At 65.4% G+C, this 21,931-nt stretch carries 19 protein-coding genes; 9 read left to right on the forward strand and 10 right to left on the reverse strand.

Going from position 1 to position 21,931, the window contains the following annotated elements:
- Positions 1-5 precede the first annotated feature (5 nt).
- Entirely contained in the window at positions 6-773 is a 768-nt protein-coding gene (gene lepB, locus AC1DJT_RS01660; protein WP_441504768.1) for a signal peptidase I, read from the reverse strand.
- A gap of 335 nt (positions 774-1,108) precedes the next feature.
- On the opposite strand from lepB, the gene aqpZ reads away from it, so the two are divergent.
- Positions 1,109-1,807 carry an aquaporin Z gene (gene aqpZ, locus AC1DJT_RS01665; protein WP_441488723.1) on the forward strand — a complete coding sequence of 233 codons (699 nt, stop codon included), beginning with the start codon at positions 1,109-1,111 and terminating at the stop codon, positions 1,805-1,807.
- Between the two features lie 207 nt (positions 1,808-2,014).
- On the opposite strand, the gene AC1DJT_RS01670 is transcribed toward aqpZ, so the two are convergent.
- From AC1DJT_RS01670 to AC1DJT_RS01680, 3 genes are read right to left on the reverse strand one after another with little or no spacing between them, the layout of a single operon-like run.
- Positions 2,015-3,079 carry a DUF2332 domain-containing protein gene (locus tag AC1DJT_RS01670; protein WP_441504769.1) on the reverse strand — a complete coding sequence of 355 codons (1,065 nt, stop codon included), beginning with the start codon at positions 3,077-3,079 and terminating at the stop codon, positions 2,015-2,017.
- A gap of 14 nt (positions 3,080-3,093) precedes the next feature.
- Positions 3,094-3,498, reverse strand: a complete 405-nt coding sequence (acpS, locus tag AC1DJT_RS01675) for a holo-ACP synthase (protein WP_113518170.1) — start codon at positions 3,496-3,498, stop codon at positions 3,094-3,096.
- A 9-nt stretch (positions 3,499-3,507) separates the two neighbouring features.
- Positions 3,508-4,260 carry a pyridoxine 5'-phosphate synthase gene (locus AC1DJT_RS01680; RefSeq protein WP_476833401.1) on the reverse strand — a complete coding sequence of 251 codons (753 nt, stop codon included), beginning with the start codon at positions 4,258-4,260 and terminating at the stop codon, positions 3,508-3,510.
- Between the two features lie 193 nt (positions 4,261-4,453).
- On the opposite strand from AC1DJT_RS01680, the gene AC1DJT_RS01685 reads away from it, so the two are divergent.
- From AC1DJT_RS01685 to AC1DJT_RS01710, 6 genes are all read left to right on the forward strand, one after another.
- Positions 4,454-6,205 (forward strand): ATP-binding protein, encoded by a 1,752-nt coding sequence (locus AC1DJT_RS01685; protein ID WP_476833402.1) that lies wholly within the window; start codon positions 4,454-4,456, stop codon positions 6,203-6,205.
- 97 nt (positions 6,206-6,302) lie between these two features.
- The gene (rpoZ, locus tag AC1DJT_RS01690; RefSeq protein WP_476833403.1) at positions 6,303-6,695 is read left to right on the forward strand and encodes a DNA-directed RNA polymerase subunit omega; all 393 of its coding nucleotides are present in this window, start codon (positions 6,303-6,305) and stop codon (positions 6,693-6,695) included.
- A 148-nt stretch (positions 6,696-6,843) separates the two neighbouring features.
- Positions 6,844-9,051, forward strand: coding sequence for a RelA/SpoT family protein (locus AC1DJT_RS01695; RefSeq protein WP_476833409.1), 2,208 nt, complete (start codon positions 6,844-6,846; stop codon positions 9,049-9,051).
- A gap of 217 nt (positions 9,052-9,268) precedes the next feature.
- Positions 9,269-9,853 carry an orotate phosphoribosyltransferase gene (gene pyrE, locus AC1DJT_RS01700; RefSeq protein ID WP_441504772.1) on the forward strand — a complete coding sequence of 195 codons (585 nt, stop codon included), beginning with the start codon at positions 9,269-9,271 and terminating at the stop codon, positions 9,851-9,853.
- Positions 9,854-10,030: 177 nt separating this feature from the next.
- A complete protein-coding gene (locus AC1DJT_RS01705; RefSeq protein WP_441488727.1) occupies positions 10,031-10,651 on the forward strand; it encodes a LabA-like NYN domain-containing protein in 621 nt (206 codons plus the stop codon).
- A gap of 120 nt (positions 10,652-10,771) precedes the next feature.
- Positions 10,772-11,506 carry a superoxide dismutase gene (locus AC1DJT_RS01710; protein WP_476833404.1) on the forward strand — a complete coding sequence of 245 codons (735 nt, stop codon included), beginning with the start codon at positions 10,772-10,774 and terminating at the stop codon, positions 11,504-11,506.
- A 95-nt stretch (positions 11,507-11,601) separates the two neighbouring features.
- On the opposite strand, the gene smpB is transcribed toward AC1DJT_RS01710, so the two are convergent.
- The 3 genes from smpB to dapA are packed head-to-tail and all read right to left on the reverse strand — an operon-like array spanning position 11,602 to position 13,335.
- Complete coding sequence (smpB, locus tag AC1DJT_RS01715) at positions 11,602-12,075, reverse strand: SsrA-binding protein SmpB (RefSeq protein WP_441488729.1); 474 nt, start codon at positions 12,073-12,075, stop codon at positions 11,602-11,604.
- Entirely contained in the window at positions 12,072-12,389 is a 318-nt protein-coding gene (locus AC1DJT_RS01720; RefSeq protein WP_441504773.1) for an FMN-binding negative transcriptional regulator, read from the reverse strand. The genes smpB and AC1DJT_RS01720 overlap by 4 nt, the downstream gene beginning before the upstream one ends.
- A 52-nt stretch (positions 12,390-12,441) precedes the next feature.
- Positions 12,442-13,335, reverse strand: coding sequence for a 4-hydroxy-tetrahydrodipicolinate synthase (gene dapA, locus AC1DJT_RS01725; RefSeq protein ID WP_441488731.1), 894 nt, complete (start codon positions 13,333-13,335; stop codon positions 12,442-12,444).
- A 172-nt stretch (positions 13,336-13,507) separates the two neighbouring features.
- On the opposite strand from dapA, the gene AC1DJT_RS01730 reads away from it, so the two are divergent.
- On the forward strand, positions 13,508-15,589 hold the full coding sequence (locus tag AC1DJT_RS01730; RefSeq protein ID WP_476833405.1) for a lytic transglycosylase domain-containing protein: 2,082 nt from the start codon (positions 13,508-13,510) through the stop codon (positions 15,587-15,589).
- 133 nt (positions 15,590-15,722) lie between these two features.
- Positions 15,723-16,616 carry an alpha/beta fold hydrolase gene (locus AC1DJT_RS01735; protein WP_476833406.1) on the forward strand — a complete coding sequence of 298 codons (894 nt, stop codon included), beginning with the start codon at positions 15,723-15,725 and terminating at the stop codon, positions 16,614-16,616.
- Positions 16,617-16,673: 57 nt separating this feature from the next.
- On the opposite strand, the gene AC1DJT_RS01740 is transcribed toward AC1DJT_RS01735, so the two are convergent.
- The 3 genes from AC1DJT_RS01740 to AC1DJT_RS01750 form a co-directional block, all read right to left on the reverse strand.
- Positions 16,674-17,456, reverse strand: coding sequence for a hypothetical protein (locus tag AC1DJT_RS01740; RefSeq protein WP_441504776.1), 783 nt, complete (start codon positions 17,454-17,456; stop codon positions 16,674-16,676).
- A gap of 11 nt (positions 17,457-17,467) precedes the next feature.
- Entirely contained in the window at positions 17,468-19,813 is a 2,346-nt protein-coding gene (locus AC1DJT_RS01745; protein ID WP_476833407.1) for an OmpA family protein, read from the reverse strand.
- Between the two features lie 178 nt (positions 19,814-19,991).
- The gene (locus tag AC1DJT_RS01750) at positions 19,992-21,365 is read right to left on the reverse strand and encodes a porin (RefSeq protein ID WP_441504778.1); all 1,374 of its coding nucleotides are present in this window, start codon (positions 21,363-21,365) and stop codon (positions 19,992-19,994) included.
- Between the last annotated feature and the right edge of the window lie 566 nt (positions 21,366-21,931).

Genomic DNA, 21,931 nt, shown 5'->3' on the forward strand with positions numbered 1-21,931 from the left:
CTTCGTCACTTGATCGTACTGAACAGGCGGTTCCAGCGCACGGTCCAGGGCCATTCCCAGACACGCCAGGCGGAGGCGCCGTCGTCGATGGAGAAGAAGATGATCTCGGCGCGGCCGACGAAGTTCTCGAAAGGCACGTAGCCGACGCTCCGGTCGCGCGAATCCAGCGAGTTGTCGCGGTTGTCGCCCATCATGAAGAAATGGCCTTCGGGCACGCGGAAGACCGGCGTGTTGTCGAAGGTGCCGGTGTCGCCCTCGCGCTCGATGATGTTGTGGCTGACGCCCTCGGGCAGCGTCTCGCGATACTGGATGACCTTGGTGCTGCGGCCCCAGTTGTCGGTGGTTTCGAAGTCGGCGATGCGCTCGCGCTTCACCGGCTGGTTGTTGATGTGGAGGATGCCGTCGATCATCTGGATGCGGTCGCCCGGCAGGCCGATGACGCGCTTGATGTAATCGGTGGAATTGTCGCTCGGCAGCTTGAAGACGGCGATGTCGCCACGCTTCGGCTCGGCAGCCCAGACCCGGCCCTTGAACAGCGGCGGGCTGAACGGGATCGAGTGCTTGGAATAGCCGTAGGTGTATTTGGAGACGAAGAGATAGTCGCCGATCAGCAATGTCGGGATCAGCGAGCCCGACGGAATGTTGAAGGGCTGGAACAACAGCGTGCGGATGACAAGCGCGATGAGAAGCGCCTGGACGACGACCTTGATCGTCTCAAGGATGCCGCCCTCGTCCTTGGCCGTCTTGCTCTTGATTTCGGCGTCGTTGGCCACCCGGGGCGCTCCTTCATCAGTTCCGAGGCGCGGCATAGCGGAATGTACGGCCGGGGACAACGCGATATCCTCGCACAAGATGGCGCGAACAGGGCCGCCCGGCATCGCAACGCAACATTGGTTCTGTCATCGCGAATTTACCCGGCTGCCCGCAGGTCCGGACCTGCCGCAATTGAGGCGACGCAATCGCGCCGCCCCGACATTGCCCCAGGCCAAGCAGCAGCCGGCGAAGATCGACCCCTGCCGCAGGTGAAGGGCGGCCCCGCAGTAGCGTAATTGACGCATTCCGAGCCCAGGTTCACTGATAGCTGGTCACAACCTCTGGGGGAATCAGTATGAGCTCGAAGAAATATGCGGCTGAAGCCATCGGCACATTCTGGCTAACCTTCGCCGGCTGCGGCAGTGCGGTCATCGCCGCAGGCTTCCCGCAGGTCGGTATCGGGCTGCTCGGCGTCTCACTTGCGTTCGGCCTGACGGTCGTCACCATGGCCTATGCCATCGGCCATATTTCGGGTTGCCATCTCAATCCGGCGGTCACCGTCGGGCTCGCGGCCGGCGGGCGTTTCCCCACCGGACAGGTCCTCCCCTATATCGTCGCRCAGGTGATCGGTGCGATCGCCGGCGCCTTCATTCTCTACATGATCGCCAAGGGCGCGCCTGGCTTCGATCTCGCCAAGGGCTTTGCCTCGAACGGCTATGGCGAACATTCGCCGGGCCAGTACAGCCTGTTCTCAGGCTTCCTGATGGAAGTCGTCATGACGATGATGTTCATCTTCATCATCATGGGCGCGACCCATGGCAAGGCGCCGGCAGGCTTCGCACCGCTCGCCATCGGCCTCGGCCTCGCTCTCATCCACCTGGTCAGCATTCCCGTGACGAATACTTCGGTCAATCCGGCGCGCAGCACCGGCCCTGCCCTGTTCGTCGGCGGCTGGGCGCTGCAGCAGCTCTGGCTGTTCTGGGTCGCTCCGCTGATCGGCGGCGCTCTTGGTGGCGTGCTCTATCGCTGGCTGAAGTCCGACACGGCCGAATAGCCGTCAAGATGGCGCCGGCTCGGTCCGGCGCCTCGTTTCCTGTGGTTCGAACGGGTCGGGTGCGCGCAGCTCCGGCCCGTTTTGCGTTATCGGCCTAGATCATCGGACAGGAAACCGCGTCCGGTCCGATGATCTAACCCTTTGTGTTTGCATCGGCTTTGTCCCGAAAACCGCAATCCACTTTTCGGGCCGATGCCCTAACCCGCCTCAGTGCCACTCGACCCAGCGGCCGTGATAATCGGCGCGCCCGAGTTCACGCTCCACTGCCCCCGGCCATTGCGTCAGGGCGACCGCGGCATGGCCAGGCTTGCCGTCCGGCTCCATGCGCAGCCAGGCCAGCGGGCGCTCGGCGGTCGCGGCAGCGCCCGCCGCAGCCATGGCCGCAACGATGCGCTGCTTGGTCGGCTCGGGCAGATATTGCCACATGATCGTGTGCATCAGCATGCGGGCGCTGCCCGGCGCGGCCGCCTCGGCCAGCCGCGCCTCGACCCAGGCGGCAGCATCGGCTCGCTCAACGCGCCACGAGGCAGCAGACGCCGCATCGAAGGCTGCTTCGGTCGTGTGCAGGCGGTCGGCCTGATCCGGCCAGATATAGGAGAGGACGCGGGCGCGATCGGCCGGTTGCGATGGGTCGAGCGGATTGAGGTCGCAGGCACGCCGCGCCGCCACGCGAAGCGCGGCATCGAGCGGAGGCAGCCTGCCGCGCCATTCGCTGCGAATCGTGGCCGGCGCATCGTCGCGCCCCCAACTGGCGGCACCAAATGCGTAGCGATAACGCTCGAAACCGAGATTGAGCCCGGCGCTCGCGCCGATCTCGATCAGATCAAGCGGCAAGCCGGTATCGCGGGCAACGATCAAGGCGCCCCCGAGCAGCACGGCGCAGCGCTTCACCTCATTGGTCTGCGGGGCGCTGTCGAGATAGGCGGCAAGATCCGCATCATGGGCGTCGATGGCTGCGGCAAGGCCGCTCCACAATGCGTCCGCGCGGGCAACAGCCGGCGGGTAGAGCGCCTGCAGTGACGGCATCGTTCCGGAGCGCGCCAAGGCGTTGAAGGCACCGGCTGCCCGCAAGGGCAGCGCATCGGCAACGGGGTCGCCCGGCCAGCCAAGCGCGCGCCGGCCAAAACCACTGGTTTGATCGAGCCGCTCCGCCATCACCTCGCAGAACAGGGCCGTGAAGGGGGATCCAAGCCTGCGACAGGCCTCAACCTGCCCTCTGAAGCTCGCGCGGGCACGCTCCTCGCGTTCCGCGTCGCCGACACCACCAGACATGCCCGTACTCCCTGTCAGGGAAGAAGCGGTCGCGCCTCGATCACGACGAAAGCCTGCGCCATTGGCGGATCATCGGTCAGCGAGACATGGACGAAGGCTTCATGCCCTGGCGGCAGCATCGCTGCGAGGCGCTCGGCGGCGCCGCCGGTCAACCGCATCGTCGGCTGGCCGCCGGGCAGGTTCACCACCTCCATATCGCGCCAGAACACGCCGCGACTCAGACCGGTGCCAAGCGCCTTGGAGCAGGCCTCCTTGGCGGCGAAGCGGCGGGCATAGGAGGCCGCCCGGGTGGCGCGGCGGTCCGACTTGGCCCGCTCGCCCTCGGTAAAGATGCGATGGGTGAAGCGCTCGCCGAACCGCTCCAGCGATTGCTCGATGCGGCGGATATCGCAGAGGTCGGAGCCGATGCCGAGGATCATGCAGCCGGTCTACTTGGCCGCGCGCCCTTCGTCCATGGCTGCACGCATCTGCACGATCGCCTGCTCCAAGCCGATGAAGAGCGCCTCGCCGACCAGGAAGTGGCCAATATTGAACTCGACGAAATCGGGAACGACCGCCAATTCGCGCGCGGTGTCGTAATCGAGCCCATGGCCGGCATGAACTTCGAGTCCAAGCGAGGCCGCAAGCGCAGCCCCTTCGGCAAGACGGCGGAACTCGGCATCGGCCTTGTCCCGCTTGCCGTCGATGACGGCATGGCACCAGGTTCCGGTATGCAGCTCGACCACCGGAGCGCCGAGCTTGGCCGCCATCCTGATCGGAGCAGCATCCGGCTCGATGAAGAGCGACACCCTGGAGCCCGCCTCGTTGAGCTGCGCGATCGCTGKCGCCAAAGCACGCTCCTGCCCGACGACATCGAGCCCGCCTTCGGTCGTGCGCTCCTCGCGTTTCTCGGGCACGAGGCAGGCCGCATGCGGCTTCAGGCGCTCAGCCAGCGCGATCATCTCCGCCGTGGCTGCCATCTCGAAATTCAGGGGCACGGTGAGTTCGGCCATCAGCCGCTCGATGTCGGCATCGCGGATGTGGCGCCGGTCTTCGCGCAGATGCGCCGTGATGCCGTCGGCTCCGGCCTCGACAGCAAGATGCGCGGCGCGGATCGGATCGGGCAGGGCTCCGCCACGCGCATTGCGCACCGTAGCAACGTGATCGATGTTCACGCCCAGTCGCAACCGGCCATTTGTCATCACAAGTCCCCTCGCCCGTTGCCAGCGTGCATACCGCCTGGCCCGGTCCGGCTCAAGGCACGGAAATTGATCGGCAAGACCACGTTCGCTGATGGATATCGCGAGAGCTTTCCCGGGCTTCTTCGCGATTTGCTAACCGCGCCGCCAAGCTGCCGCGGCTTGGAAACCAATCTTAAGCGCGCACGCTCCTTTCATGCCTGACCCAGATCAGATCGAGAGACCCAGGGCCGTGCAGATTTCCGTCAATCAGGGCCAGTTCGAAAACGATATCATTCCGGACCGTCGCACCGCCGGCCAGGTGGCCGACCGGTCGATCGGCCGCGTTCTGTCATGCAATGGCGCGCGTGCGACGATCGGCACCATCATCCCACGCGCCGGCACGGCAACGCCCGAGGCCTGGACGATCGGGCGGATGATCTCGATCAATCTCGGCCGCAGCCGGATCGTCGGCATGGTCTATGAGATCAAGGCCGTCAGGGAATTCTGGGACGAACTGGCCGACAATCCCGTCCATATCGAAGTGGAACTGCTCGGCGAGGTGCTGGAAGCCGAGGGCGGACGCACTTATTTCCAGACCGGCATCACMACCTATCCGCCAGTCGGCGCGATCGCGCACCGTATCCGGGCCCATGATCTTGCTCTGGTGCATKACCTCGGCGCCAGGGCCGGCGTCGCCATCGGACACCTGACGCAGGATGCCGCCATTCCGGCGACGGTCTGCATCGACGATCTGCTGTCGCGCCATTTCGCGCTGGTCGGCACGACCGGCGTCGGCAAGTCCAGCGCCGTCTCGCTGCTGCTGCGCAAGGCGATTGCCGCCAAGCCGCATCTGCGGGTGCTGATCCTCGATCCGCACAACGAATACGCCCACGCCTTTCCCGACAAGGCCGTGGTCACCGATGCGCAGAGCCTCGACCTGCCCTTCTGGATGTTCCGCCTCGAAGAATTTGCCGATGTCGTCTTTCGCGGCCGTCCCGATCTCGACGAGATCGACATCCTGCGCGAGGTCATCGCCGCGGCCCGCACCCGCTATCGCAAGCCCGCAGCTCAGGACTTCGCCCGCGACCTCGGCGCCTCGCTGCTGAAGCGGCCGCTCGATCCGACGGCGCGGCGGTCGGCGGCCGGTGGCGCTGCCTCCAGCGGCGACGCCCCCCTGCCCTACAGGATGGTCGACGCGCTCGCCGTCCTGGACGAGTTGATGGGGCTCCATGAGATCCGTTATCCGCGTGCCGCGCTGCGATCGCTGAAGGTCCGTCTCGAAGCCCTCTATGGCGACCCGAGCTACCAGTTCATGTTCGCACGCGCGAACATGGTCGAAGGCATGGGCCAGGTGATCGGCCAGATCTTCCGGATTCCGCAGCATGGCCGGCCGATCTGCGTGTTCCAGCTCGCCGGGCTGCCGGCCGATGTCGTCAACGCCGTCGCATCCGTGCTGGCGCGCATCGCCTTCGACCTCGCCATGTTCAGCCATGGCGGCTACGAGGTGCTGCTGCTCTGCGAGGAAGCCCATCGCTATGTGCCGGCGGACCAGTCGCTCGGCTTCACGCCGACCCGGCAAGCCATCGCCCGCATCGCCAAGGAAGGCCGCAAATACGGCGCCTATCTCGGCGTCGTGACCCAGCGCCCGGGCGAGCTCGATCCCACGATCCTGTCGCAATGCTCGACCATCTTTGCGATGCGGCTCGCCAATGACCGCGACCAGCAGATCATCCGCTCGGCCATTGCCGACGCCTCGGCGAGCACGATCGGCTTCCTCTCGGCCATCGGCAATCGCGAGGCGATCGCCTTCGGCGAGGGCGTGGCGACGCCGATGCGCATGCGCTTTGCCGAGCTTGCGCCGCATGAGCTGCCGGCGATGGCGGGGGGATCGATCCTCGACGGCCTGGCCCATCGTGAGCCCAGGCTCGACGAGCTGGTCAGCCGGATGCAGGGCGAGAGCTGGTAAGCGCGCGCAGCAAAATCTTGCATCCGCCCGGCTTTGCCTGTATGGCCGGCTCACATCAATCTTTCCCTGCATCGCCAAGATCAGAAGGAGCCGTTCAATGGCTCGCGTTACCGTTGAGGACTGCATCGACAAGGTCGAGAACCGCTTCGAGCTGGTTCTGCTGGCCAGCCACCGCGCCCGCATGATCGCTTCGGGCACGCAGATTCTGGTTCCCCGCGACAACGACAAGAACCCCGTCGTGGCGCTACGCGAAATCGCCGAAGAGAAGCTCACTCCCGAAGATTTGAAGGAAGAGCTGATCCACTCGCTGCAGAAGCATGTCGAGGTCGACGAGCCTGAGGCCGAGACCGTGCCGCTCCTGACCAGCGGCCCGTCCAGCGCAGCGACGCCCGATTCGGAAGTCCAGTTCGATCGCATGRGCGAGGAAGATCTGCTGCGCGGCCTCGACGGCCTCGTGCCGCCGACCGAGAGCGCCGACGACGAAGACTGATCAAAGCGTTCACCAGTCTACGCTAAAGCCCGGCATTGCCGGGCTTTTTCATGCCTACCCTGCATAGAATCGCCTTGCCCCGCCGGAACGCCGTGCCGATATTGAACCTTTGCAATTCTTGGCAGGCGTTACAGGGGCCCGCATGGGCATGATGCGGCAATACGAGCTCGTTGACCGGGTCAGGAGCTATAATCCGAATACCGACGAAGACCTGCTCAACCGAGCGTATGTCTATGCCATGCGCGCGCATGGCACACAGAAGCGCGCCTCGGGCGACCCCTTCTTCGCGCATCCCCTCGAAGTCGCGGCGATCCTGACCGATCTCAAGCTGGACGATGCGACGATCGTCGCCGCCGTCCTGCACGACACCGTCGAGGATACGGCAGCCACTCTCGAAGAGATCGAGAGCATGTTCGGGCCGGATATCCGCCGGCTMGTCGACGGCTTGACCAAGATCAAGAAACTCGACCTCGTCTCGAAGAAGGCGGCCCAGGGCGAGAATTTCCGCAAGCTGCTGCTGGCCATCGCCGAAGATGTCCGGGTGCTCCTGGTCAAGCTCGCCGACCGGCTGCACAACATGCGCACCCTGCATTTCGTCCCGCCCGAGAAGCGGCTGCGCGTCGCCGAGGAGACGGCCGAGATCTATGCCCCGCTCGCCGGGCGGATGGGCATGCAGGAACTGCGCGAGGAGCTGGAAGAACTGGCCTTCCGCCATATCAAGCCGGAAGCCCACTCCACCATCACCAAGCGCCTGGAAGAGGTGACCGAGCGCGAAGGCTCCGTGATCAGCGCGATCGAGATCGATCTCAAGGAGAAGCTGGCCGCGCGCGGCATCCAGGCGGAGGTCGCCGGACGGCGCAAGCGCCCCTACTCGATCTGGCGCAAGATGGAGCGCAAGTCGGTCTCCTTCGAGCAGCTTTCGGATATTTTCGGCTTCCGGGTCATCGTCGACCAGTTGGAGGATTGCTACCGCGTGCTCGGGATCGTCCACACGACCTGGCCGATGGTTCCGGGGCGCTACAAGGACTACATCTCGACGCCGAAGCAGAACGACTATCGGTCGATCCACACCACGGTGGTCGGCCCGGGCCATAGCCGCGTCGAACTGCAGATTCGCACCGACAAGATGGACCGCATCGCCGAATACGGCATCGCGGCCCATGCCCATTACAAGGACGGACGGACCACCGAGCTCTCCGGTGCCGCCGATGAAAGCCGGGCCTATCAGTGGCTGCGGCGCACCGTCGACCTGCTCGCAGAGGGCGACAATCCGGAAGAGTTCCTGGAGCACACCAAGCTCGAGCTCTTCCACGACCAGGTCTTCTGCTTCACGCCCAAGGGCCGGCTGATCGCCCTGCCGCGCGGGGCGACCCCGATCGACTTCGCCTATGCGGTCCATACCGATGTCGGCAACACCGCGGTCGGTGCCAAGATCAATGGCCGCATCGCGCCGCTGCTCACCGAGCTGCAGAATGGCGACGAGGTCGAAATCACCCGCGCCGACGGGCAGGTGCCCCCCGCGGCCTGGGAATCGCTCGTCGTAACCGGCAAGGCGCGCGCCGCGATMCGAAGGGCGACGCGCGCGGCCGTGCGCAAGCAATATGCCGGCCTTGGCCGCCAGATCCTCGAACGCGCCTTCATGCGCGCCGAGCGTGTCTTCACMGACGAAAAGCTCAAGGCGGCGCTCAAGCGGCTGGCCCGCACCGCCGTTGACGACGTGTTCGCCGCTGTCGGGCGCGGCGAGATGTTCTCGGGCGACGTCGTCAAGGCGGTCTATCCCGATCTCGAGCCGGAGAAGCGGTCCACGCCCGAAGCCCGTGGCGAAAGCAACGGCAAGGGCTGGTTCGAGCTGCGCAAGGGCGACAATCTCAAGTTCAAGCTGCCCGGCGAGACGCCGGGCGCCAATGCCATCCCGATCCGTGGCCTCGGCGGCGATCTGCCGGTGCGCTTCGCGCCGAATGGCGGCGCCGTGCCGGGCGATCGCATCGTCGGAATCCTGACGCCTGGCGAAGGCGTGACGATCTATCCGATCCAGTCGCCTTCGCTGGCGGCCTTCGACAACGAGCCCGATCGCTGGCTCGACGTGCGCTGGGATCTCGACGACAAGACGCCCCAGCGCTTTCCGGCGCGCATCGCCCTCAACTCGATCAACGAACCCGGCTCGCTGGCGCAGATCACCACCACCATCGCCGAGCATGACGGCAATATCGATGCGGTGACGATGGTGCGGCCGACGCCGGACTTCACCGATGTCACCATCGATCTCACGGTCTKGGACCTGAAACATCTCAGCGCCATCATCAGCGAGCTGCGCGAGAAACGGGTGATCAGCCGGGTCGAGCGCGTGGTCGGCTAAAGCATCGGCCCGAAAAACGGATTGCGGCTTTCGGGCAAGCCCATGCAATCACAGGCGGTCAGATCATCGGACCGGATACGATATTCCGGCCGATGCGCTGCCAGCCTTCCACAGCTCCGCTCGGGCCCACGCTTGAAACGCAGGCCATTCCGGCGCAAAAGCACTCGCCTGTGCCCGTCGCAGGCAATGGGATCAACTCCATCTGCGAGGCGCACCGATGACCGACGACGAGGTCCTGGCCGAATTCCGCGATGCCGGCGCATTGCTTGAAGGTCATTTCATCCTGTCTTCCGGCCTGCGTAGCCCGGTCTTCCTGCAGAAGATGTTCATCTTCCAGGACCCGGTCCGCACCGAGCGGCTCTGCAAGGCGCTTGCCGCCAAGATCGAAGCCACATTCGGCAAGGTCGACTATGTCGTCTCGCCCGCGGTCGGCGGCATCGTGCCGGGCTACGAGACAGCACGGCACCTCAAGGCCAAGGCGGTGTTCGTCGAACGCGAGGACGGACAGTTCAAGCTGCGCCGCGGCTTCGCCATCCCCGCCGGTGCGCGCGTGGTGATGGTCGAAGACATCGTCACCACCGGCCTCTCCTCGCGCGAATGCCTGGCCTCGATCGCTGGTGAACCTGGCCAGATTCTCGGCGCCGCTTGCCTGGTCGACCGTTCCGCCAGCAAGGCCGATCTCGGCGTCAGACTGGTCAGCCTCGTCGCTCTCGATATCCCGGCTTATGCTCCTGACGCGCTGCCACCCGAGCTCGCCGCCATCCCGGCGGTCAAGCCCGGCAGCCGGGGGCTCGCCAGCTGAAGGGCCCTGCGGGGCTCAAGGAAACTGACCAGCCTGAGCAAGCGCACTTGCAAGACTCCAGCAAGTGGCCACATAATTAGTGCTTGGCTGATCAGAATTCGCCGATCTTTCGACATTGCCTGACCGCTATCCTTTCGATCTGACGTATTTGATTCGATTTTTACTGGAGTCGTTCCCATGGCGGAGCCGCGCATCGCGCTTTTTATCGATGGGGCAAACCTCTATGCCACATCGAAGCAGCTTGGCTTCGACATGGATTACCGTCGACTGTTGAAGGAATTCCAGGCACGAGGCAACCTCATCCGGGCCTTTTACTTCACTACGTTAGTCGAAAGCGAAGAGTACTCGTCGATCAGACCACTGGTCGACTGGCTCGACTATAACGGCTACCGGGTCATCACCAAGGCGGCCAAAGAATTCACCGATGCGACCGGTCGCCGCCGGGTCAAAGGCAATATGGACATCGAGCTCGCCATTGAAATGCTCGAACTAGCGCCGCATCTTGACCAGATCTACTTGTTCTCGGGCGATGGTGACTTTCGCCCACTGGTTGAAGCCGTGCAACGCAAGGGTGTAAAGGTCTCGGTGGTCTCGACCATCACGACCAATCCCCCCATGGTCTCAGACGAGTTGCGCCGCCAATGCGACGAGTTCCTCGACCTTTCGCATCTCATGGCGAAAATCGGGCGCGACCCCTCGGAGCGCGCGCCGCGCAGTGGCGCTGCGGGCACGCCCGGCCATCCCGGACTGGAACGCCGTTATGGCATCCGCCAGGGCGACGAACCGGTCGAAGGCTGATTTCGGCACGCCACTGACGTGTGGTCAGGGGCTGTGATACGACCGTTGGAGCGAGGCCCCAGGCCGCCATGTGATTCGGCCGGGCCGGCTATGGCAACAACGGGACTGGGAGGCCTCATCATGCATCGCCGTCATTTTCTCRCCGGGCTCGCGGGGAGCTCCGCGGGCGTTTTCGTCATCGCCAAGCCCGCTCTCGTCCTGGCGCAGGCTACGCCTGCTCCCGCCGCACCGGCGGCTGCACCCGCCTTCACGTTGCCGCCGCTCGGCTATGCCTATGAGGCGCTGGAGCCCAATATCGACGCCGCCACCATGCGTATCCATCACACCGCCCATCATCAGGCCTATGTGAACAACGCCAACGCGCTGGCCAATCAATGGGCGGACCTGAGGACGACGCCAATCGAGACCGTGCTGGCCGATCTCAGCGCGGTTCCCGAGAACGTTCGCACCGGCGTCCGCAACAATGTCGGCGGCCACTGGAACCACACGTTCTTCTGGGAACTGATGACGCCGGGCGGCGCGGAGCAGCCCTCACCCGAACTCAAGAGCGCGGTCGAGGCCTCGCTCGGTTCGGTGAGCGATATGGCGACCAAGCTCAACGCCGCCGCCCTGGGCCGCTTCGGCTCCGGCTGGGCCTGGCTGGTCGTCGGCAAGGACAAGAAGCTCGCGATCGTCAGCACCGCCAATCAGGACACCCCGCTCGAACTCGGCGCCAAGGCGGTCGTCGGTGTCGATGTCTGGGAACACGCCTATTATCTCAAGCACCAGAGCCGCCGCGCCGACTATCTGGCGGCGTGGTGGAAGACGGTGAACTGGGACAAGGCCAACGCCAATTTCAAGAAGGCGATGATCTAACCTTCTGTTTTTGGATGGACGCCCTGAGAAGGAAAAAGGGCCGCTCGCGCGGCCCTTTTTCCGTGACGATCGCCCTTTCGGAAAGCCCTGTCGGTTCAGCCGCCGGTTTTCATGATCCGCGCCTTGTCGCGGTTCCAGTCGCGGGTCTTTTCGGTCTCGCGCTTGTCATGCAGCTTCTTGCCGCGGCCAAGCCCGAGTTCGACCTTCGCGCGGCCCTTGTCGTTGAAATAGACCTTGAGCGGGATCACCGTGAAGCCGTCGCGCTGGATCGCGCCCATCAGCTTGTTGATCTGACGACGATGCAGCAGCAGCTTCCGCGGCCGGCGGACATCATGGTTGAAGCGGTTGGCTTCGAGATATTCCGGGATATGGGCGTTGAACAGATAGAGTTCGGTCCCCATCGGCCCGGCATAGCTCTCCCCGATCGTCGCCTTGCCACCGCGCAGGGACTTGATCTCCGTGCCCTGCAACGCGATGCCGGCCTCGAGCGTCTCGATGATCTCGTAATTGTAACGCGCCTTGCGGTTATCGGCCGCGAGGCGATAGCGCTCGGGATCAGGCTTGCTCATGCCGGGTGACCAAATCCATAGGTCTTCACGAGACCCGCCATGGCCTGCGACTCCGTTTCGGAGTCAGCACTCAGGCCGTTGAGAACTCCCAGCCTGTCGGCGTCCTGCCGGTTCTGGCTGAGTTTGAACTTGCCGATGATCGAGGCGATCTCGATTTCGATGCCGACAATGCCGCGGGCCTGCGCCGCAATGAACGGCTCGGGGTCGGCGAGAAGGCCGTCGGCGCCGGCCGCCACTATGGCGAGCGGATACGCGCGAATGACGCCGTGCAACGCGTCCCGGTCTTCAACCTTGAAATGGCTCGGTTCGTACATCAGCGGCTCCGGGGCGGTTCGCCGAGCACCCCGGGCGAACGCAACTCTCTATCTAGGCATTCAACAGCCCGGCGTGAACCATGGCCTCGCGGATAACCTTGCCGGTCGGGGGCGTCACCGGCATCAGCGGCAGGCGAACCTCCTCCTCGATCCGGCCGAGCAGCTTGAGCCCATGCTTGGCGCCGGCAAGGCCCGGCTCCTTGAACACCGCGTCGTGCAGCGGCACGAGCCGGTCCTGGACCTTCAGCGCACCAGCGAAATCGCCCTTGAGCGCGGCCACCATCAATTCGGAGCAGAGGCGCGGCGCAACATTGGCGACAACCGAGATGCAGCCATGGCCGCCGGCCGCCATATAGGCCAGCGCCGTCATGTCCTCGCCCGAGAGCTGGATGAACTCCGGCCCCATGGCGTGGCGCTGCTGCGAGACGCGGGCGAGATTGGCGGTCGCGTCCTTGACGCCCGCGATGTTCTTCAGCTCGTAGAGCCGCGCCATGGTCTCGACCGACATGTCGACCACCGAGCGCGGCGGGATGTTGTAGATGATGATCGGGATGCCGACCGCGTCGTTCACCGCCTTGAAGTGCTGGTACATGCCCTCCTGGGTCGGCTTGTTGTAATAGGGCGTGACCACCAGCAGCGCCGGCGCACCGGCCTTCTCGGCATGGATCGCGAGGTCGATCGCCTCGGCCGTGTTGTTCGAGCCGGCTCCGGCGATGACGGGAACGCGACCCTTTACCGCATCGAGGCAGATCTCGATGACTCGCTTGTGCTCGTCATGGCTGAGCGTCGGGCTCTCGCCGGTGGTGCCCACGGGCACGAAGCCATGGCTGCCGCTTTCAATCTGCCAGGCGATCAGCGCGCGCAGGCCATCCTCGTCGATCCTGCCGCCCTTGAACGGGGTCACCAAGGCTGTGAGCGAGCCGGTGATAGGCGCATGCTTGGTCATGATCGAGCCGTCCTAAGAACAAAATCCGTGTGTAGCGGGCGACAGACATACCGCCTCCCACCGCATGCGCAAAGGCGAAAGCCCGTCAAAAATCGCTTGCACGTTAGTTAACGGTCCATCAAGACCCTTCGCCGACCATCGAAGTCCAAGCGCCATCCCGGGGAAATCCACCATGGTACGGCTGCCTGCCTCTCGACGGCTCCTTTCATGGGCCGTGCCTGCACTCCTTGTGACTGCGAGTGCCCAAGCGACCAACGACGCCGACCACGTCCTGCAGAAGGACCGTGTTGCGGCCATTGCCGATCCTGCGACGACGGCGGCGCTCCTGCGCTCGCCCGACGAGCAGTTGCGCGCCGACGCGCCAGCCGATCAGGGCGCCCTCAAGACGGYGGTCGAGGCCTATCGCCGTGGTACGGTGACCGAGGGCGATGCCTTCGCCTCGGCCTTCGACGACCGCGCGACGCGCGCCATGCTCGAATGGGCCGCGATCCGCTTCGGCGGCAGCACGGTGGGCTTTGCCCGCATCAACGCCTTTCTCGAGACCTATCCGAACTATCCGGCAACGACATTGTTCCGCCGCCGCGCCGAGGCCGCGCTGATTGCCGAGAAGAAAAGCGTGGCCGTGATCCGGGCCTTCTTCCATGCGCAGCGCCCGATCAGCCCGGTCGGCCGCGTGGCGCTGGCCATGGCCCTGAAGGCTGACGGCAAGCCCGACGATGCGATGGTGCTGATCCGCGAAACCTGGCGGCGCGACCATCTCGGCGCGCCGCTGGAAGCGATCGTCCTGAACAGCTTCGGCGACCGGCTCACAGTGACCGACCATCGCCTGCGCACGGAACGCTATCTCTTTGAGGAGAACAATGCGGCGGCGCTGCGCAATGCCGCGCGTGTCTCCACCGATTATGTCCTGCTCGCCAAGGCGCGGCTCGCCAGCGCGCAGTCTAAGGGCACGATCGCGCCCGCACTGATAGCGGCCGTGCCGGCGTCGCTCCGCAACGATCTCTCCTTCACCTTTCTGCAGGTGCAGCAGGCCCGGCGCGCCAACAAGGCCGGCGAAGCCGCGCAGATTCTCGCCAAGGTGCCGCGCGACCCGGCCCTGCTCGGCGATGGCGACGAATGGTGGACGGAGCGGCGCCTGATCGCGCGCAAGCTTCTCGACGAGGGCGATGCCGCCAAGGCCTATGAGGTCGCAGCCGGTCATGGCGCCGAAGGCGCCGCCGAGCGCATCGACGCGGAATGGCACGCAGGCTGGATCGCGCTGCGGTTTCGGGATCAGCCCGGCCTGGCTCTCGCCCATTTCGACGAGGCAGCCAAATGGGCGGAAACGCCGGTCTCGGTCGCGCGCGTCGCCTATTGGCAAGGCCGCGCGGCCGAAGCGATCGGGCTGACCGAGCGCGCCCAGGAGGCCTATGAGCGCGCGGCGGCTCATTCCGTCGCCTATTACGGTCAGCTTGCCCGGGCCAAGCTCGGCCTACCGGACCTGCCGATCCGCACGACGGAATCGGCGGCGCTCGAACATTTGCCCGGTCATCAGGGTGTGCGCCTCCTCTACCAGATCGGCGCGCGCGATCTTGCAGCCACCATGCTGGTCGATCTGTCGCAGCGCCTGCATACGACGACCGCGCTGGAAGCCGTGGCCGCGATCGCCAGCCGTGAAGGCGATGTCAGGACCCTGCTGACGATCGGCAAGACCGCCCTGCAGCGCGGCTTCCCGCTCGACACCGCCGCGTTCCCCACCTCCGGCGTGCCGGACTTCCCCGTGCTGGGCGACCCGATGGAGCGGGCGATCGTCCACGCCATCGCCCGGCAGGAAAGCGCCTTCGATCCCAATGCGGTCTCGCATGCCGGCGCACGCGGGCTGATGCAGATGATGCCGGCGACGGCCCGGGAAACGGCCCGACGGGCCAATATGCCGTTCGACCTTCCGCGGCTCGGCAGCGATGCGCTTTATTCGGCGCAGATGGGCGCGGCCCATCTCAACGACCTGATCCGGGAATGGCGCGGCTCCTATATCCTGAGCTTCGCGGCCTATAATGCCGGCTCCGGCAATGTGAAGCGCTGGATCGACGCCTATGGCGACCCTCGCAAAAGCGATGTCGATGCCGTCGACTGGGTCGAGCGCATCTCGATCTACGAGACGCGCAACTACGTCCAGCGTGTGATGGAGAACCTGCAGGTCTACCGGCAGAGGCTGAACCAGCGTACCGCCTATCTGATCGATTACGACCTGAAGCGGACCTGGACGCGGGATTAGGCGGGATCTCCGGCCCTTCACGGCCGGAGCCCCCTCGCCTGCTCCGTTCCGGCGGATTTTCTTGACTGGGACCAGTGCCCATTTCGCCTGAAGATGCTTTAGTCCAGCCTCTTGCAGCGCCGCCGGAGGGCGAATGGATTCTGATAGCGGTTTCCGCTCCTTCTTTATCAGTGCCCGCGACGGCCTGAAGCTCCACGCCCGCGATTACGGTCCCCTCGCCTCGCACGCCCTGCCGGTGGTCTGCCTGCCGGGGCTGGCGCGAAYGGCCGCCGACTTCCACGAACTGGCGATGGCGCTGGCAGGGGACGAGGCCAAACCACGGCGCGTCCTGGCGCTCGATTACCGCGGGCGCGGGCGCTCCGCCTATKACAGGAACTGGGCCAATTACGATATTCGGGTCGAGCTCGACGACATGATGCAGCTGCTCACGGCGGCCGGCATCGAGGCCGCCGTGTTCGTCGGAACCTCGCGCGGCGGCCTGCTGACGATGGCGCTGGCGGCGGCGCGCCCGGCCATGATCAAGGGCGTCGTCCTGAACGATGTCGGCCCGGTAATCGATGCGCGCGGATTGCTGCGGATCCGCGGCTATGTCGGCAAGCTGCCAAGCCCGCGCAGCTTTGTCGAAGGCGCCGAAATCCTCAAGCGCTTGTCTGACCAGCAATTCCCGGCTTTCGGCGAACGGGAATGGGAGATAATGGCGCGTCGGACCTGGACCGAGCGCGATGGACATCTCGTCACCGATTACGACCCTAATCTGATGAAGATCCTGGAGGAACTCGACCTCGAGGCGCCGCTGCCCGTGCTCTGGACCTATTTCGCCGGGCTGAACGCCGTGCCGATTCTGGCGATCCGTGGCGCCAATTCCGATCTTCTCTCGGAGGAGACGCTGCGCGAGATGGGGGAGCGCCATCCCGATTGCGAGATCTTCGTCGCACCGGGACAGGGCCATGCGCCCCTGCTCGGATCGAAGGACATGGTGCGGCGCATTGGCAAGCTGATCGGCAAGGCGGAGAAGCGCGCCGCCTGAGTCTTGGGCCGCCCCCCCCGGCGGTCGCAACACGCCGGGCTCACTGAAATCGAGGATTTACCGCCGCTTGCCGTCGGCTCCGTCTTCGGGGACGCCGGCGACATTGCCCTGCCCCTGCGTACCATCGTCACGCGAGGCCTCGACCTCACCGGCGCGGGCCCGTGTCGAAAACGCGGTCTCGATGCCGGCTGCGAGCGAATACGCCTGGGCGACCCAGTCCTCACGCTCGATCCGGCCGGGAAAGGCGAGATAATGGCCGACCCACTCGATGTTCTCGGGGGTCCAGGCGGCGATCTGCTCGAAATGCCAGATCCCGAGGCTGTGCAGCCTGCCTTCGTTCTGCTGGCCGATGCCCTTGATCAGTTTGAGATCGTCGGCCTTCCCGCTGCGCGCCGCGACAAGGCCGGATGGCCGCCTGCCGGAGATCAGGTCCTCGCCCTCGACCTTGTCCAGCAGCGGGGCCGATTGCACCAAGACCGGCTTCAACGCAGCGACAGCAGGCCCGGCCGGGGTCTCAGGGATCGAACCGGCATTGGCGCCGGCTATGGCGAGAACTGAATCGCGGTGAGCGAAGATCGTGCGGACAAAGCAGGCGAGACAACAGCCCGCCAGATAGGCCGCGACATAAAGGAGCGCGGTCTCCAGCCAGAGCGCGGCAACACCATTCACCACCTGCAGCCAGGTGAGCGCGGCGACCACGGCCCAGACGCCCACGAGCAGGGTGATCGGACTGGTCCAGAAACGGACCTTCCCTCCTGTGCAGGTGATCCAGCCCATGGCTAGGCCGATGCCGAAGGCCGCGAGCAGGAACCATGCGAACTGGGTGGCCAGGTAGAGCATGCCAGCGATCCCTACTTCTCGACCGTGAACTGGACGCGACGGTTCATGGCCTTCGCCTCCGGCTCGTCATGGGGAACGAGCGGTCGCTGCGCGCCAAAGCCCTTCGGCTCGAGCCGGGCAGCGCTGATGCCGCGTATGACCAACTCATCAAGCACGCGCCGAGCGCGCCGGTTCGAAAGATCGACATTGTCGAACCCGCGCCGCTCGCCATCGAGATTGGCATGCCCCTCGACCGTGACGCGCACATCCGGGCATTGCTTGAGGATCGCGGATGCTTCCGCCATGGCCCGTTCCGTGGTCGCATCGAGCACGACCACAGCTGTGCCCTGGCCGAACAGCACGGACTGGCGCTTGGTCAAGGCATCGAGGTCGTTCTGGCAGGTGTTGGGCGGTTCCGTGACGCAACCCGTCTGGCGCAAGCCGATCTCCGCCTGGCCTGAAAAGCCGGCAGGCAGCCCGCTCGCGGCGCTGGTCTCGACCTCGCCCTTGATCAGCTCGCGGCAGGTCAACCCCTGCAGCTCGACCTTGCCATCGACCAGGCGCGCGGTGCCGAGATCCAGCCTGAGCAGATCGGTCACGGCGACGCGAGCTGCGCCGCCGAAACCGGCAGGCGCTCCGGGCACGATGCGCGTCTCGTCCACGATCTTGCCCTGCAAGGGTGAGCCGTCCAGCAACGCCAGAAGCGCCGAGCGCGTCTGCTCATCAGGCAAATAGCCGGACAGGCCGACGCCCKAGCGATCCGCCGAAATCGTCAGACCGAAGGGGCGCAGGCCAAGGCCCGCCAGATCCGGCGCGCCCGTGAGGCCTCCCGGCAAAGGCTGCTGCCGGAGCGCGGCCTCGATTTCGCGCCAGGCCCCTTCGTCGGCAACGGCCCCCGAGAGCGAAGCCTGCGTGCCCTCGATGGAAACCACGCCGTTGCTCATCCTGCCGAGCAGATCCAGCAGGAAGCTGGTCGCCGTGCCGAAATCCGGAGCTTCACGCAGCTTCGGTTCACCCGTCATGCGATCAGCGATGCGACCCGCATCCGCCCCGCGGTCGGCCGATTGCAGCACGCCCTGTCTCGCCGCCTCGTCGGGAACGAGGCCGCTCAGCACGACGCCCTGCTCGGTCTTCTCCGCCCGCCATTGCAGCGGAACCGTGCGCTCGGGCACAGCGCGTACCGGGATGGGCGCCTTCGCCTCACCGGCACTGGCGTGGGAGCTGCCGGGCGATGGCACCTCACCGCGCTGAGGCGCAGGAGGTGTTGCAGGCTCCGAAGGCGCAGGAGGTTCGGCCGGAACAAAGAGCGGTGGAATCTCCGGCAGGGCTGGCATAGGAGGGGGCGCCGGCGGGCAGATGATGTTGGCCTGCACAACCGAATCCGGCCCGTCCGTCTGCGCGATCAGCAGTTGCAAGGCCTGGCAGGATTCGAAATCCTCGGGCCCGTCGCCGGACAGCCTGTAGCTGCCGGCATCGAGCTCGGCCTTGCCGCGGCGGAGCCGGGCAAGATCGCCAATGGCGCGCGTGACCTTGACCAGGAAAGCGCCCGGCTCGCCAAGGGCCGGCTTGCTTTGATCGTCGATCCGAGTGGGCTCGGGAAAGCTGCGCCGCAGGGCCGCGGAAATCTGCTGCCTCGCCTCATCCGACGGGTAGAAGCCGGTGACGCTCAGCCCGCCATCCGCGCTCTTCTCCAYAGACCAGCGATAAGGCGCCATCGTCGGCGGCTCGAGGCTGCACTCGACTGCGGTGAACCCACCCTGCCCCAGGGATGCAGTGCGCTCGCGCAACGCAAGGAAGCGCTCCGGCGTCGTCGCCTTGCCCTCGATGCAGAAGCGCGTGTCGTCCAGCGCCACCTTGCCGCTCGAGAGTCCGGCCAGCTCACCGAGCATTTTCTGCGTTACGGCGGCAAAACCGGCAGGCGCGCCAAAAGCGAGCATCTGGCGATCGTMGACGCGCAATCCCGGGACGGCCGCACTCGCCGCGGCAATGTTGGCGGTTGCCGTCGCCTCATCGGGAACGAAGCCGCTCAGCGTCACCGCATCGCGCTCGCGCGTCGCCGACCAGCTATAGGGTTTCTGCGCGACGACCTGGGACAGGCCCCCGAGCGCCCGGCGTATGCCGAATTCGCCGCGCAACTGCACCATGGCCTTGGCAGCGCCATCGGCCGAGAGCGCCTCGCCCACGATCAGCACATCGCGTCCGGCAACGAGCGCCATGACCGGCCTTGCGCCGGGCGCCTCGCCGGCGACCTGCGTCGCCACCGCGATGGCACGGCGACTGACATCGTCCTGAATCGCATCATCCAGATAGAGGTTGCTGGCGCTCCAGAGCAGCGCCAGCGGCACGAGCCCCCATAACCAGTTTGCCGGCTGCGCCATTCCCGCTCCCCGCGTCGGCACAGACTTGTCAGGCCCTTACCGATCACCGTCCCCAGGGCGCCAAGTCAGGACGGTTCGCCCGCCCCTGTCAAGTGAGTGAACAGGCCTAACCCTCGATATCCAAACGAAAAAAGCCCCGGGTTTCCCCGGGGCTTTCCGACTAGGATCGGAGAACCGATCAGAAGTCGCGCTGGATGCGCAGACGGCCGGTGAGGGCGTCGTCCGACTTGATCAGCAGGTTGTTGTTGCGAACGCCGAAGTTGTTGACCTGACCGATGCGGTTCTTCAGCTCAACCTTGGAGTAGAGAACTTCCACGCCGATATCCAGGCCCGAAACTGGGGTCCAGACGAGGTTGGTGCCGATGATGAACTCCTTCGGGTCAAGCTTGACCGGACCGCTCTGGAGCGTGCCGAGGCCGTTCTGGACCGCAGCGCCCATGTCGAGCTCGGAGTACGAACCATAGACTTCCGAACGGATGGTCGGGGTCCAGTAGTGCTTCAGGCCAGCAGTGATGGCGAAGCCCTTGGTCAGCTTCGAGCGACCGGTGGTCTGGTCGATGACGATGTCCGCAGCGGCGAGCGAGCCGAGGCGGCCGTAGCCATAGGTGCCGCCGTAGCCGAGGTAGGAGCCCATGCCCTCAGCGTAAGCTGCCTGCAACCACAGGACGTCGCCAGCGGCGAGCATCGGCAGGTTGAACTTCAGACCGCCCTGGATGGCCCAAGCGGTCTCGTCGCCGCCACGGATGATCGTGGTGTTGCCGATAGCGCCAACCGGGAAGCTGGCAACGTTACGCTGACCGATGGCACCCGACAGCTGAGCGGAGCCCCAGCCCTGGGTCACGTTCAACGCACCGACGAGGTCCGGATACTGGCTGCCCTCGAGGACCGGAGCAGCGCCGTTGAAGAGGACGGCGTTGCGGACGACCGCGTTACGGCCGGCCAGGCGGTCTTCGAGCGAGATCGTGGCCGAGAAGCCCGAGCCGAAGGTCGCGGTGTAGGCCAACAGGTTCGGGCTGTTGTCCGAGCCGCGGAGCGAGCTGAAGCCGAGGTCGTTGGCGTAGAAGTCGAAGAACGACTGCGCGCGACCAGCGGTGATCGGTCCGAACTGAATGAAGCCCTTATCGAGGCTGATGCCAGTCGTGTTGCTGTTGGCGCCAGCAGCGCCGTTGGCGAAGATCGCGCCGCCGTTCAGCGCGCCGTAGCCGTACGGGCCGGTCGAAACCGTGACGTCATAACGGATGAAGGTGCGCAGGGTGCCGTAAGCGGTGGCGGTGCGCAGGTCGATGTTCAGACGACCACGAGCGCGGGTGCCGTACGAGTCCTGCAGGTCGCCCCAACGCTCGCCGAAGGTGTACTCAGCGCGGAGACGGCCGCCGATGCGCAGGCAGCTATCGGTGCCGGGGATGTAGAAGAAGCCGCTGCCATAGGCGGTGCAGACGCGAACGTATTCGACCGGAGCGGCCTTCCGCGAGGGAAGATCGGCGGCCTGAGCCCCGGCGACCGCGGCGAAGCCGGCGGCAGAACCGAGGAGGAGGCTCTTAACGAGCTTCATTGGTAACCTCCAAAAGAGTTTCGAGACCCTCGGGCTTCGGCGTGTTCTTGACGATCGGCCCCAGGAGACCAAACCGGCGAACCCGCCTATCCCGGTCTTTCGCCCACGTCCCTGAACCATTCAGAGGCGAAGACGAAAAACAGCGACCGGGAACGTCCCGACGCACCTTCACCATACGAATGCCGGGTGGCCGATCAACCGAGATCACGCCGCCGCGAGGTCCGAGGGGGTGCTTTGAAACCCGGTGTTGCAGGCGCGCCACGCTTTGAGGGTCGAAATTTACCCGCCGTTAACCGCGCGCGCCGGCTGGGCATGTCCTGCAGGCAAAAGGCGGCAGAATCACGGCCTGTTCGAATCGGGATGGGCGACTCAAGCCACAGCCATCCGGAACGGCGCGCTGGCGCCAGTCAGTATTCCCACTCGGCGCCGACGCCGACGGCAGCGCTGCCATCCGCGCCGGTTTCGGCCTGGATGCGAAGCCGCTTCGTTACATCGATGCCGATCGAGACGCCGCTATCCTCGGGCTTGGCGCCGGCCTTGATTCCGATCGAGACGTTGTCGCCGAT

It is taken from the genome of Allobosea sp. 05T422_2, from assembly GCF_056396265.1.

Coding starts and splice junctions, on each gene's coding strand:
- dapA (WP_441488731.1), bottom strand. CDS start 13,335: ATGACCAAGCATGCGCCTATCACCGGCTCGCTCACAGCCTTGGTGACC.
- acpS (WP_113518170.1), bottom strand. CDS start 3,498: ATGATCCTCGGCATCGGCTCCGACCTCTGCGATATCCGCCGCATCGAG.
- pyrE (WP_441504772.1), top strand. CDS start 9,269: ATGACCGACGACGAGGTCCTGGCCGAATTCCGCGATGCCGGCGCATTG.
- AC1DJT_RS01750 (WP_441504778.1), bottom strand. CDS start 21,365: ATGAAGCTCGTTAAGAGCCTCCTCCTCGGTTCTGCCGCCGGCTTCGCC.
- AC1DJT_RS01670 (WP_441504769.1), bottom strand. CDS start 3,079: ATGTCTGGTGGTGTCGGCGACGCGGAACGCGAGGAGCGTGCCCGCGCG.
- smpB (WP_441488729.1), bottom strand. CDS start 12,075: ATGAGCAAGCCTGATCCCGAGCGCTATCGCCTCGCGGCCGATAACCGC.
- AC1DJT_RS01720 (WP_441504773.1), bottom strand. CDS start 12,389: ATGTACGAACCGAGCCATTTCAAGGTTGAAGACCGGGACGCGTTGCAC.
- AC1DJT_RS01740 (WP_441504776.1), bottom strand. CDS start 17,456: ATGCTCTACCTGGCCACCCAGTTCGCATGGTTCCTGCTCGCGGCCTTC.
- AC1DJT_RS01705 (WP_441488727.1), top strand. CDS start 10,031: ATGGCGGAGCCGCGCATCGCGCTTTTTATCGATGGGGCAAACCTCTAT.